12 protein-coding genes are annotated in these 12,928 nt (G+C 27.0%); 7 read left to right on the forward strand and 5 right to left on the reverse strand.

Annotated features, from left to right (window positions below; translation table 11 throughout):
• The first annotated feature begins 26 nt into the window (after positions 1-26).
• The 4 genes from ATR_RS02595 (at position 27) to ATR_RS02610 (ending at position 5,033) form a co-directional block, all read left to right on the forward strand.
• Positions 27-1,679 carry a YrbL family protein gene (locus tag ATR_RS02595; RefSeq protein WP_164966893.1) on the forward strand — a complete coding sequence of 551 codons (1,653 nt, stop codon included), beginning with the start codon at positions 27-29 and terminating at the stop codon, positions 1,677-1,679.
• Between the two features lie 40 nt (positions 1,680-1,719).
• A complete protein-coding gene (locus ATR_RS02600; protein ID WP_115427941.1) occupies positions 1,720-2,655 on the forward strand; it encodes a glycosyltransferase family 9 protein in 936 nt (311 codons plus the stop codon).
• Between the two features lie 100 nt (positions 2,656-2,755).
• On the forward strand, positions 2,756-4,360 hold the full coding sequence (locus ATR_RS02605; RefSeq protein ID WP_115427942.1) for a phosphoethanolamine transferase: 1,605 nt from the start codon (positions 2,756-2,758) through the stop codon (positions 4,358-4,360).
• Positions 4,341-5,033: a phosphatase PAP2 family protein gene (locus ATR_RS02610; protein WP_115427943.1), complete on the forward strand. Its 693-nt coding sequence runs from the start codon at positions 4,341-4,343 to the stop codon at positions 5,031-5,033. The genes ATR_RS02605 and ATR_RS02610 overlap by 20 nt, the downstream gene beginning before the upstream one ends.
• Before the next feature lie 15 nt (positions 5,034-5,048).
• On the opposite strand, the gene ATR_RS02615 is transcribed toward ATR_RS02610, so the two are convergent.
• From ATR_RS02615 to gmhB, 5 genes are all read right to left on the reverse strand, one after another.
• Entirely contained in the window at positions 5,049-6,947 is a 1,899-nt protein-coding gene (locus ATR_RS02615; RefSeq protein WP_115427944.1) for an LTA synthase family protein, read from the reverse strand.
• Between the two features lie 114 nt (positions 6,948-7,061).
• Positions 7,062-7,628, reverse strand: a complete 567-nt coding sequence (gene gmhA, locus ATR_RS02620) for a D-sedoheptulose 7-phosphate isomerase (RefSeq protein WP_115427945.1) — start codon at positions 7,626-7,628, stop codon at positions 7,062-7,064.
• Positions 7,609-9,042, reverse strand: coding sequence for a D-glycero-beta-D-manno-heptose-7-phosphate kinase (gene rfaE1, locus ATR_RS02625; protein WP_115427946.1), 1,434 nt, complete (start codon positions 9,040-9,042; stop codon positions 7,609-7,611). Before rfaE1 ends, gmhA begins: the two co-directional genes overlap by 20 nt.
• Entirely contained in the window at positions 9,039-10,046 is a 1,008-nt protein-coding gene (rfaD, locus tag ATR_RS02630) for an ADP-glyceromanno-heptose 6-epimerase (protein ID WP_115427947.1), read from the reverse strand. Before rfaD ends, rfaE1 begins: the two co-directional genes overlap by 4 nt.
• Positions 10,047-10,049: 3 nt before the next feature.
• The gene (gene gmhB, locus ATR_RS02635) at positions 10,050-10,565 is read right to left on the reverse strand and encodes a D-glycero-beta-D-manno-heptose 1,7-bisphosphate 7-phosphatase (RefSeq protein ID WP_115427948.1); all 516 of its coding nucleotides are present in this window, start codon (positions 10,563-10,565) and stop codon (positions 10,050-10,052) included.
• Between the two features lie 84 nt (positions 10,566-10,649).
• Here gmhB and ATR_RS02640 point away from each other — a divergent pair, with 84 nt between their 5' ends.
• The 3 genes from ATR_RS02640 to ATR_RS02650 all read left to right on the forward strand — a co-directional run bounded on the left by ATR_RS02640 (position 10,650) and on the right by ATR_RS02650 (position 12,927).
• Positions 10,650-11,522 (forward strand): glycosyltransferase, encoded by an 873-nt coding sequence (locus tag ATR_RS02640; RefSeq protein ID WP_115427949.1) that lies wholly within the window; start codon positions 10,650-10,652, stop codon positions 11,520-11,522.
• Between the two features lie 64 nt (positions 11,523-11,586).
• Positions 11,587-11,775 (forward strand): 50S ribosomal protein L28, encoded by a 189-nt coding sequence (gene rpmB, locus ATR_RS02645; protein WP_066345955.1) that lies wholly within the window; start codon positions 11,587-11,589, stop codon positions 11,773-11,775.
• A 24-nt stretch (positions 11,776-11,799) separates the two neighbouring features.
• A complete protein-coding gene (locus ATR_RS02650) occupies positions 11,800-12,927 on the forward strand; it encodes a potassium channel family protein (RefSeq protein WP_115427950.1) in 1,128 nt (375 codons plus the stop codon).
• The last annotated feature ends 1 nt before the right edge of the window (position 12,928 follow it).

The raw sequence follows: 12,928 nt of genomic DNA on the forward strand, positions 1-12,928 counted from the left end.
TACTAAAAATTTATATGGAATTGAAAATGAATGAAAAAGTGATTTTAAGTAATGATGATATATTTGATAAAGGTGGACTTAGAAAAGTTTTTGTACATCCAGAAGATAGTTCAAAGATAATAAAAGTAAGTAGTTTTGATGATAATGGGCAAAATGAACTAGAAGCTAGCTATTATAACCATTTAAGAACACAAAAAATATCTTATAAACATATTTCAAAATATTTTGGAGAGATTGAGACAAATTTAGGTCATGGAGTAGTGTTTGAAAAAACAACAAACTATGATAATACAAAATGCTTAGATTTAGAACAATTTATAAAACAAAAAATAGTTTCAAGATCTTATCTTGACGAGTTGATAACTGAGTTAAGAGATAATATTTTATCAAATAATATACTTTTTTATGATGTTGGTTTATCAAATATATTGTCTCAAGAGTATGAAAAAAATAGATATAAGCTTGTGATAATTGATGGGCTTGGTGGAAGATACAAAGAAAATCTAAATTTTCATTTAAGATTAAAATATAAATTTTTGTCTATTAGAAAAATAAAAGAGCAATGGGATAAGTTTGAAAAAGTATTTAAAAATGAAGCTGATATAGTATATGATAATATTTTTTTATGGGATAAATATTCAGATCAGCCAAATATTATAAAAAATAGAGAATTTAAAAAAAGAGTTAGAAAGCTACATCTAAATGATTTTATTAAAATGATATTTACTACAATTTATGTTTTACCTTTTTCTATACTTTTTATGAAGTTTTTTAAAGGTAAAATAGAAGTTTCAAATAAAGATTTTATAGGCCTTGGAGTGAATTTAGACAAAGATGACGGCAAAAGTACTCAGCAAGATTTAATAGAAGAATTAGGGGTTAAAAACCTAATAATAAGAGTACCACTTGGGGATATAGAAAATATTGAAATGTATGTAGATTTTGCAAAAAGTTTTAATCAAAAAAGTAAGAAAAATATTTTGATAAATATTATACAAAATAGAGAGAATTTACAAAATCATGCTTTATTAAGAAAAAATCTAGAAAATATTTTTGAGAACTTTAAAGATATTTCAGATGAGTATCAAGTTGGAACTACTATAAATAGATTAAAATGGGAGATATTTAGCATAAAAGAGGATTATATTCCTATGTTTGAAATAGCTCAATCTTTAAAAGAGCAAAAATATTCAAACATTAAACTTTTAGGGCCATCAGTTATAGATTTTGAATACTATTACAATGCTAGAGCGATGTTTAATCTAAAAAAAATAAAGTATGACATAACTTCAGCACTGCTTTATGTTGATAGAAGAGGAAGTCCAAAAAATAGACAATATGGTTTCTTTGATTTAAGAAATAAGATAGATTTATTATACTCTTTGGTAAGGTTAAGCCCAAAAACTTTAAGTGATAAGATCTATATAACTGAAACAAACTATCCTATAAGCAATACAGCTCCATATGCACCAACAAGTGAAAAAGAGTGTGTATCTCTTGAAAATTATACAAAATATATGTTAGAGTATTTTGAAATAGCAAAAAAGAGTAAGAAGATAAGAAGAGTTTATTGGCACCAATTAATAGCTACTGGTTATGGTTTAGTTGATAATAGAGATGGAAAAATAGTAAAATATCCACAATATTATGCCTTTAAAGAGATGTTGGAAAATAAGTAAAATATAAAAATAGATATAGATTTGAATTTTAGGAAAAAATATGAAAATATTTATAGAGATACCATCATGGCTAGGAGATGCAATTATGGCAACTCCAGCTATACAAAATATAATAAAAACTTACCCACAAGCTAAAATTATACTTCTTGGCTCTTTTGTATCAACAAAGGCTTTTGAGAATTACCCAAATATTGAGAAAATAGTAGTTGATGAGACAAAAAAGAGTGGAAATAGATATAAAAATTTGATAAATCTTGCAAAATCTTTGGGAAAATTCGATATTGCACTATCTTTTAGAAGAAGTTTTTCATCAAAGTTTATGATGTTTTTTATAAAAGCAAAGAGAAAGTTTAATTATAAAAGATTCACAAAAAAAGAGATACATTTAGCTATAAGATATAATGATTTTGTAAATAAAGTTTTAGGCTTAAATAATGAAGTAGGGGATTTGAAACTCTATTTTACTCCTTTTAAATATACAAAACCAACTTTGGGAATAAATCCAGGAGCAACTTATGGAAGTGCTAAAAGATGGTATCCAGAAGAGTTTGCAAAAGTTTCTGTATCTTTATCAAACAGATATGATATTGTGATTTTTGGAGGACCAACAGAGATTGATATTGCAAAAGATATTGAAAATGAGCTTCTAAAACAAGGAGTAAGAAATTATCAAAATTTAGCAGGAAAGACAACTATTCCTGAACTTATAGAAAAAATAGCTGGATTAGATTTATTTATTACAAATGATAGTGGTCCTATGCATATTGCAGCAGCATATAGAGTAAAAACAGTTGCCATTTTTGGGCCAACAAAATTTACAGAGACAAATCAGTGGCATAATGATGAAAATGGTTTGATTGTTACAAAAAATTTAGATTGTTCCCCTTGTATGAAAAGAGTTTGTCCTTTAAAACATCATAATTGTATGAAGTTAATAACTTCTGATGATGTTTTAAAAACTTTAGAAAGATTATAAAGTTGTAGCTTATTTTAATTATAATTTGATTATAGGTTTATTTATTTTTTATTAACTAAGTAAATATACTATTCGAAAGATTATTTCAAGGAGATATTATTTGAAAGTTTTATCTACAAATAAGTTAATTGTTTTTTCATCTATATTTTTTACACTTTTTTATAACTTTAAGTTTTTTAAAGATATGTTTGTAGCCTATGGTTTTGGTGGTTTAAACTCACTATATTTTCTGTCAACCGCAATTTTACTTATATCTTTGATGACTTTGATATTTTTAATATTTAGTTCAAAATATATAATTAAACCATTTCTTATAACTCTTTTTGTAATTTCAAGTTTTACGGCTTATTTTATGGATAGTTATAGTGTTGTTATTGATAGTGAGATGATAAGAAACTCTTTGCAAACAAATCTTAAAGAGTCAGCCGATTTGTTTAGTTTTAAACTTATTTTATATGTAATCTTTTTAGCAATTTTACCAACATATTTTATATATAAAACAAAAATAGAGTATAAAAGTTTTAAAGTTGAGCTACTTTCTAGATTAAAAATAGCTCTTTTAGCTTCTGTTTTAGTTTTAGTCATAGCTTTTAGTTTTAGTAAATTTTATACCTCTTTTTTAAGAGAACATAAACCTTTAAGATACAATGTAAATCCAATTTATTGGATATATAGTATAGGAAACTATATAAATAAAACTTTTGATACAGCACCTATTGAGTTAAAAGAGATAGGGCTTGATTCAAAAGTAGTAGAACCACTACAAGAACCAAAAGAGTTAATTATTTTAGTTGTAGGTGAAACGGCACGAGCAGATAGATTTTCATTAAATGGATATGCTAAAGAGACAAATCCACTTTTAAAACAAGAGGATATTTTGAGTTTTTCAAATATGAGTTCATGTGGAACTTCTACTGCTCACTCAGTTCCATGTATGTTTTCAATCTATCCAAAAGAGCAATATAGTTATAAAAAAGGAGTCTCTACAAAAAATGTTTTGGATGTTTTGAAAAATACTCAAGATATTGCAATTTTATGGAGAGATAATAACTCTGATTCAAAAGGAGTAGCTCTTAGAATTGATTATGAAGATTATCAAACATCAAAAACAAATACAATTTGTGATGAAGAGTGTAGAGATGAAGGGATGTTGGTTGGACTTGATGATTATATAGAAAAAAATAAAAATAGAGATATTTTAATAGTTCTTCACCAAATGGGAAATCATGGACCAGCATACTACAAAAGATATCCAAAAGAGTTTGAAAAATTTACTCCTGTTTGCAAAACAAATCAATTAGAAAATTGTACAAAAGAGGAGATAAGTAACGCTTATGATAACGCTATTTTATATACAGACTATTTTTTGAGTAAATCTATAAATTTATTAAAAAAGTATGAAGAGAGTCATGAAACAGCTCTTTTATATATGTCTGATCATGGAGAAAGCCTTGGAGAAAATGGTATATACCTTCATGGAATGCCATATGCGATAGCCCCAAAAGAGCAGACAAATGTGGCATCTTTTTTGTGGTTAGGAGGTGGTGCTATGGAGCATGAGTATGATAAACAAAGAGCCAAAGAGATAAAAGATAAAGAGTTTTCACAAGACAATCTTTTCCATACTATTTTAGGTCTTTTTGAAGTAGAAACAGAGGTTTATGATAAAAATCTGGATATTTTAAATGACTACAGAAACGATTAATAAACAAATAATTGTTACAGCTATTGTATTTATTGTTACTATTTTAATTTTTGAATTAACAAAACTTGATATTTATATTCAAAGCTATTTTTATAATTTTGAAGATAAACATTGGTTAATACAAAAAGACCAAACTCTAAAATATATCTTTTATGATGGGTTTAAAAAACTATTTATTATTATCTCTATTATCTTTATAGTTTTATCTCTTTTATCTTTTTCTAAAAGATTTAATTTATTAAATAGATATAAAAAAGGTTTAATTATAGTTGCTTTAACTATGCTATTTGTTCCAGCATTAGCTATATTTAAAAACTATACAAATATGCCTTGTCCATATAATGTAGTAACTTTTGGTGGAAAATATCCAGAAATTAAGCTTTTTGAAACATATCCAAAAGATTTTGTACAAGAGACAAAATCAAGATGTTATCCTGCTGGCCATGCAACTATGGGATTTTCTTTGATGGCTCTTTATTTTTTATTTAAAACAAGAAGGGCTAAAAATATTGCTTTATTATTTGGAGTAATAGCTGGAGTATTAACTGGTGGTTATAAGATGTTAGTAGGACATCACTTTTTAAGTCACACACTAGCTACAATGATTTTGGCTTGGTTAGTAATTTTATTGGTAGTTAAATTTGTTTATAAAATAAAAATGCTAGAAGAGTAATCTTCTAGCAAAAAACTATTTATAAGCTTTGTTTTTATACATATCGTCTAGTACATAAATAAGAGCTAAAGCCTCTTTTTCTAGTAGTTCATCTTTTTCAGTATTTACAAGTTTTTTATCTTTATATAGAAAAGTCTTAGTCGGAAGATTTGGTACTAAGATAGCTACTTTATCACCTTTTCTATAGGCATAAATTTCATCAAATAACATAAGATTTATCTCTTTTTTATTGTCCTTAAATATAGAGTTTCCCAAAATAGGATATGATAAATCAATACCTATTAAATCTAAAGCAGTTGCTAAAATATCAGCTTGTGATGTTAGATTATTGTATATAAGAGGAGTTATATCAGAACTAATTATCACAGCTGGAATTTGGAACATATCAATTGGAACTATTTGATCTCCATAAACTCTAACATTATGATCAGAAACTACTACAAAAACTGTGTTTTTATAATACTCTTCTTGTTTTGCAAGTTCAAAAAATTTTCCAATTGCAAAATCTGCATATTTTATTGCATTTTGTACACTCTCTTTTGGTATATTTTTCTCAAATTCTATTTTTCCATCTGGAAGTTCAAATGGAATGTGATTTGAAGAGCTAAACATAACACTTACAAAATTTTCACCATTTGTTGAATACTCTTTAAATTTTTCATTTGCTTTTATTACTAAATCTTCATCACTAACTCCCCAAGTACTCCTAAAAATTGGGTTTTTATAGTCTTCTTCTTCAATAACTTCATCAAAACCGTTTCCTAAATACCAAGCTTTCATATTGTCAAACCTAGCCTCTCCACCATAAATGAAGCTTGATTTATAACCATATGGTTTTAAAAGAGTTGCAACTGTAAAATAATCTTTTTGAGATTTATTTCTTTTTAAAACTTCGTTCCCCGCAATTGGCAAAGTTCCACTAGAAAGTGCTGCTAGACCTCTTACACTTCTTGTTCCATTTGAAAAAAGCTTTGTAAATGAGATATTTTCATATGCCAATTTATCCAGATTTGGAGTGAGATTTTGATCTCCAGCAAATCCTGTAAATTGAGCACCCATACTCTCTTGTATAAATATTACAAGATTTTTTTGTTTTTTAGTTTCTAGCTTAGTTTTTACTTCTCTATAAAAAGGCCTAGATCTATTTTGAAACTCAATTCCAAGTGCTTTTGAAGCATAACTGTATGCTTCATCAATATTCATTTTACCATATTTTAAAATATCACTTTCACTTCCTTTGTTTGAATAGTATGCATAGCCCAAGGAGTGTAAAGAGTTCTTTGTAATCTCATTTATAACTCTATTTGAGCTATACAAGGCATCTGAAATATTTACAGGTCTATGACCAAAAGATGAACGAATTCCTAAAAATAGAATCAATAAAATTGGTAAAAGCAATAAAACTCTTGATAAATAACTTTGTTCAAAAACATTTTTAAAATTTATAAAATATGATTTTATAAATATTCTTGCTACTAAAAATATTATTACAAAAACTATAATAAACTGCAGTTTATACTCTTTATAAAGTAAAGAAGCTACCTCCTTTGGATACTCTAAATATTCAATAAATAGGTAGTTTGGTTTTAAATCATACTGTGCAAAAAAAGGAAAACTTGCACACTCTATAAAAATAGTTAAAATCAAAAATCCTAAAATATAGTTTTTTAGTAGTTTTGAAGTAAAGTTAGAAAAATATTTAGGAGCTAAAGCTAAAAACAGAGTTGGAATAACTAAGATAATAGATATTACAATAGTATCCATTCTTAAGCCATAAATAAAAGTTAGAAGTGATTCATTAAGAGATAGCTCATTAAATCTATCATTATATAAAAAATAAAAAGCTACTCTTGATATAAGAAAAATAATAAGAAATAGTATGTAAACTTTTGAAAGTTCCAGAATTAGACGCATTTATGTCCTTTAAAATAGTATATAAAGACCAAATATTTTTTATATTTGGTCTTTTTATTAAGATAGGAACTCTATATTAATATTTTTTGGTTACAAGTTGATTACAAAGTAGTTTTAGCTAAGTTCATTATCAATTATTTGACAAATCGTATGTGCAAATAGGATATGCATCTCTTGAATTCTTGGAGTATCATTTGAAGGTACAACTAAATTTACATTGCAAAGTTGATTCATCTCTCCGCCATCACGACCAGTTAAACCTAAAGTATTACATCCTAACTCTTTAGCAACTTTTAAAGCATTTATAACATTTTTTGAGTTTCCAGAGGTTGAAATACCAATTAATAAATCACCTTTATTTGCTAAAGCTTCAACTTGTCTATCAAAAACTCTATCATAACCATAGTCATTTCCAATAGCTGTCAATGCACTTGTATCTGTTGTAAGAGCAATCCCTGGTAATCCTCTTCTTTCAGTTTTATATCTTCCTGTTAATTCAGCAGCAATATGTTGTGCATCAGCTGCACTTCCACCATTTCCACAAATTAAAATCTTATTTCCAGCTCTTAAAGTTTCTACTGCAAGTTTTGAAGCTTTTAAAAGTGGCTCTTGCATAGTTTGTATAGTCTTTTCTATAGTTTCTTGGTGAGCCAAAAATTCTTTAATTATTGCATTTTGCATTTTCTATCCTTTTTATAGTGTTTGTTGTACTTTTTCCATCTACAAATTGAACAAGTTTTAACTCTTTTGCAATATCTTGTCCAACTACCTCTTTCCCTTCATAATCTCCACCTTTTACAAGTACATCAGGTTTTATAAGTTTTATCAACTCATACGGAGTCTCTTCTTCAAAAATTACTACATAATCAACACTTTCAAGTGATGCTAAAATATAAGCTCTATCATCTTGAGTGTTTATAGGTCTTGTCTCACCCTTTAATTTTTTTACACTACTATCTGCATTTAATCCCAAAATTAAAACATCACCATAACTTTTTGCTTCTTGAAGATATTTTACGTGACCAACATGTAAAATATCAAAGCAACCATTTGTGAAGACTACTGTTTTCCCTTGATTACGGAATTTTGAAGATAGTTTTTCTATCTCATCAAAAGTTTTTATATGTGAAGAAGAGCTTGATTTATGTAAACTTGACTCATATTCATAAATCTCATCTAAAGAAGCTGTTGCACTTCCAATTTTCCCAACCACAACTCCAGCTGCTAAATTTGCAAAATATAGAGCTTTTTTGATATCAAGTCCACAAGATAATGCAAATGTAATAGAGGCAATAACAGTATCGCCAGCACCTGTTACATCAAAAACCTCTCTTGCAACAGTTGGGCTTGTAAATAGATTTTCATCAAATATTGCAATTCCTTGTTCGCTTAAAGTTATAAGTGAAACTCCTAAACTGCACTCCTCTTTTAGTTTTTTTAAAGCTAAAACTAAAGATTTTTCATCTTTTATATCAATATTTGTAGCTTCAATAGCCTCTTTTTTATTTGGAGTTAAAGTATAAGCCCCTTTATATTTAGAAAAATCTTTGCCTTTAGGATCTGCTAAAACTTTTACAGAGTTTTTATTTGCAATTTTTATTATATCTTGAGTTAAACTAGGAGTTAAAACACCTTTTTTATAGTCAGATAAAATGATAGCACTATAGTTTTTTATATTTTTTTCTAAATTAGCTATTATTTTTTGGGAACTTTTTTCATTAATATCTTCAATACTTTCTACATCATATCTTAAAACTTGTTGATTTGAAGCCATAAGGCGGCTCTTTTTTGATGTTTTTCTAGAGTTCTCAACTACAAGATTATCTATTTTTACATCAATTTTTTCTAACAAATTTTTTAACTCATCTGCAACACTATCATCTCCAATTACACTTATTACTTCAACCATACTTCCAAGGCTTACAAGATTGTTTATTACATTTCCAGCTCCACCTAAAGTTGAACTCTCTTTTTTTACATTTACAACTTGAACTGGTGCTTCTGGAGAAATTCTATCACAAGAGCCCCATAAATAGTGATCTATCATTAAATCACCAATTACTAAAATATTAGGTTTTTTATCAATCTTTATCATTTAACTTCTTCTTTAAATAATCTTTTAATCTCTGGAATATAGGCTTTTATTCCATCTTCTAATGTATATTTTGGTTTATAATCTAAGAATTTTTTTGTTGTTTCAATATTTGCTTCTGTGAAAAATTGATAAGAACCAATAAAAGGATTGGGAATATACTCTTTTCCATTATTAATTTCTAACTCTTTTTGTAAAATATCTACTATATCTTCAAAGCTTCTTGCACATCCAGTTCCTACATTATAAACCCCAGATTTTTTAGGTTTACAAGCTTTTATATTTGCCTGAATAATGTCTTCAATATAGATAAAATCTCTTAAAATTTTGTCACTTCCTTCAAATAATTTTGGAGTAAGTCCTTTTAAAATCTGATGTCCAAATTGAACAACCATAGAAGCTGTTTTATTTTTGAAAAACTCTTTTGGTCCATAAACATTAAAGTATTTGAGACCTACAATACTTATTGGTAAATCTTTTTTTAAATAAGAATAAGTGATATTATCCATCATCACTTTTGAAAATCCATAAACATTGTTTGGTTTTTCAAATCCAACTTCAAATCTATCGCTATCACCATAAGTTGCAGCAGAACTTGCATAAATCATATTTGCTTTATGTTTTATTGCAATTTTGAGCAAATCTTCATAAGCATTTACATTTGTTTTTATCATAATATCTTGTTCAAGTGCAGTTGTATCAGAAATTGCAGCTTGATGAAAAATATAATCAAATCTATAATTTTCTTCCAAAGATTTTAATAGTTTCTTATCATTTATATCTCCACTTATAACTATTCCATTAAATCCAAGTAGATTTTTAAAATGACCAAAACTTTTTAAATTTCCATTTGAAAAAGTTTCACCATTTCTAAACATATCTATTACTACAACTCTTGCTTCTGGATACTCTTTTTGAAAATAAAAAGCCAAGTTTGAGCCTATAAATCCAGCTCCACCAGTTATTAAAATTGTTTTTTTATTAAAATTTATATTGTTATATTTCAAGTCTTATCCTTTTATATATTTTAAACTATCTTTCAAGTTTTTTGCTACAAAAAACTCACTATTTGTCTCTTTATCTTTGTTTATCAAAACTTTATTCCTAATTTTACCATTTTTTGCACACTCTATATCACTCTCTTTATCCCCAATAAGCCAAGAGTTTGCTAAATCTATAGAAAAATCGTTTAAAGATTGTAAAATCATTCCATTTTTAGGTTTTCTGCATGTGCAGTTTTCCTCAGGATTATGTGGGCAAAAATATATTTTTAAAATATCTATACCCTCCTTTTTAAACTCATCTAGCATATATTTACTCAAAGTTTTAAACTCTTCAACTGTATAGTATCCTCTTCCAATTCCAGATTGATTTGTAACAATAATTATCTCAAATCCTAATTTTAAAAACTCTCTACAAGCTTCAAAAACACTATTTATAAACTTAAAATTCTCTATTTGATAGACATATCCAAAATCTTCATTTATAACTCCATCTCTATCAAGGTAGATTATCTTTTTTTGCATTTTAATCCTTTGAAAATCTAGCTTAAATAATATCATAAAGCTCTTTTAACTATAATTACAATTTTAAAATAGGAAAATTAAATTATGAAGCAAATAACAATAGATTACAAAACAAGTAATATTTTGATAAATAGGTTAAAAACTAAAGAAGATATAAAAGTTTTAAAAAAATCATCTTTTTTCGCAAATATTTTTTCTAAAAAAAGATATCCAGATATATATTTTCATAGTGGAGATTTAGATGAAAATTCGATAGATTTTATAAAAAATTCTAAATTTATAGTTACAAACTCATTTGCAAATCTAAATTTAATTTTAGCAAAAACAAAAATAAGCCATGAAAAAATAAAGGTAATCTACCCTAGTGTTGATATGAATTATCAAAAACCAAAAGAGCTAAAAGAGAGATATAAAGATAGATTCTCTCTTACTCCAAATACAAAAATTATATTTTTTACAGCAAAAAACTTTAAGACAAGTGGTGTAAAAGAGTTATTACAAATAGTTTCAAATATAACTTATGTTGATTTTAAAGTAATTATTGCTGGAAGTAAACAGCAGTTGGCTGCTTTGGAGTTTACACTACCTAAGTATTCAAAGTTGGAAACAAAACTTATACTTTTAGATGAAAAGTTAGAAAACTTAGATGAACTATACCTAATAAGTGATATTTTCCTACTTCCTAGTTATAACAAAAATATTGCAAGCAGTGTTATAAAAGCTATGTATTGTAAATGTGTAGTTTTTACAACAATGAATAATGATTCAAAAGAGATAATAGATGTATTTGCAACAATGGAAACCCCAAGTGATCCTAGTACCTCTTTTAAAATAGATGCTATTTTATTTGATGAAAAAGAGCTAAAAAAGATTAAAAATCAAAATAGAGATATTGCACTTGAAATGAGCATAGAGAAGAATATTGAAAAATTTAATGACATTCTAAGTAGAATTTAACTCTAACTTAAGAATTTTAAGATAGAATTCCCAATTATTTTTCACTATAAAAAAGGAAAGCAAAATGGCAAGAAAATGTGCAATTTCTGGAAAAGGACCTATGGTTGGAAACAACGTAAGTCACGCTAAAAACAGAACAAAAAGAAGATTTTTACCAAATATTAGAACTGTTAGAGTAACATTAGAAGATGGTACAACAACTAAGTTAAAAATTTCTGCAAAAGAGTTAAGAACTCTTAAAAAACACTCATAATTAAGCACTAGAATAAGTGCTTAAATGAGCATTTTTACCAAATTTAAACGATACTTCAAGTGGGAGTTTAACTCTAACCGCCCACAGTATGACCTTAATCCTATTATATATTCAAAATTAAAACCACTTAGACTACCATTAATACTAATTCAAATTCTAATGATGGTCGGAACTTTAGGTTATGTTTATTTTGAAAACTATACTATTATGCAAGCAATTTTTCAAACAGCATATACTATTACAAATACAGGGTTTGGCGCATTAAATGAGTCTAATTTTAAGAATGAGACAATTTTATTTACTGTATTTTTAATGTTAGCTGGATTTATGAGTTTAATATTTGCAGTTGGGGTAGTTATTGATGTTTTTACAAATGGTAATTTAAGAGAACTTTTAAGGGAGAGGCGAATGCTTTATAAAATAGCAAGATTAAGAAGACACTTTGTTTTGTGCTATCACAATGAGTACACAGCACAAGTTGCAAAACAGTTTAGAGAAAATCAAATTCCTTTTGTGGTTGTTGATAGTAGTGATGATATTGAAGCCATTGCAAAAGAGCATGGCTATCCATATTTTGTAAAAGAGGAGCCATATAAAGAGAATGCCTTTTTAAAATCTCATTTAAGTTCAGCAAAAGGTGTCATCTCTTTATCAAAAAATATCTCTGATAATATTACTTTAATAGCATCTGTAAGGCTTTATGAAAAGGAATTAGAAAGAACTCCATATTTAATTATTTCAAATGCTGAAACTCATAATGAAAAAATAAGACTTAAAAAGCTAGGAGCAGATAAGGTAGTTGCTGCTCCATCTTTAATGGCAAAAAGAGTTAGTGCAATGGCAATAAGCCCAGATATGGAAAATATTTTAGATGAGTTTTTGTATAAAAAAGATAGTCCAATAACAATGGAAGAGATTTTGATAAAAGATGATGCTTGGAGTATAGGAAAAGAGTTAAAAGAGCTTGAACTAAGAGAAAAATTAAATATTTCTGTTGTTGGAATAACTCAAGAAAATGGAGCCTTTGTACAGTTACCAAAAGGAAATAGAGAAATAACTAAAAACTCAAAACTGTTACTAGTTGGTTCTCAAAAGGGAATAATTAGAGCAAAAAGATTACTAAATTTAAATGAACAGCCAAAGGAGCTATAAA

It is taken from the genome of Aliarcobacter trophiarum LMG 25534 (assembly GCF_003355515.1).
Taxonomy (GTDB): Bacteria; Campylobacterota; Campylobacteria; order Campylobacterales; family Arcobacteraceae; genus Aliarcobacter; species Aliarcobacter trophiarum.

Excerpts from the sequence above, each read along its gene's own strand:
- ATR_RS02610 (WP_115427943.1), top strand. The coding sequence starts at position 4,341 with ATGACTACAGAAACGATTAATAAACAAATAATTGTTACAGCTATTGTA.
- rfaE1 (WP_115427946.1), bottom strand. The coding sequence starts at position 9,042 with ATGATAAAGATTGATAAAAAACCTAATATTTTAGTAATTGGTGATTTA.
- ATR_RS02595 (WP_164966893.1), top strand. The coding sequence starts at position 27 with ATGAATGAAAAAGTGATTTTAAGTAATGATGATATATTTGATAAAGGT.
- rpmB (WP_066345955.1), top strand. The coding sequence starts at position 11,587 with ATGGCAAGAAAATGTGCAATTTCTGGAAAAGGACCTATGGTTGGAAAC.
- gmhB (WP_115427948.1), bottom strand. The coding sequence starts at position 10,565 with ATGCAAAAAAAGATAATCTACCTTGATAGAGATGGAGTTATAAATGAA.
- ATR_RS02650 (WP_115427950.1), top strand. The coding sequence starts at position 11,800 with ATGAGCATTTTTACCAAATTTAAACGATACTTCAAGTGGGAGTTTAAC.
- gmhA (WP_115427945.1), bottom strand. The coding sequence starts at position 7,628 with ATGCAAAATGCAATAATTAAAGAATTTTTGGCTCACCAAGAAACTATA.
- ATR_RS02640 (WP_115427949.1), top strand. The coding sequence starts at position 10,650 with ATGAAGCAAATAACAATAGATTACAAAACAAGTAATATTTTGATAAAT.
- ATR_RS02600 (WP_115427941.1), top strand. The coding sequence starts at position 1,720 with ATGAAAATATTTATAGAGATACCATCATGGCTAGGAGATGCAATTATG.
- ATR_RS02615 (WP_115427944.1), bottom strand. The coding sequence starts at position 6,947 with ATGCGTCTAATTCTGGAACTTTCAAAAGTTTACATACTATTTCTTATT.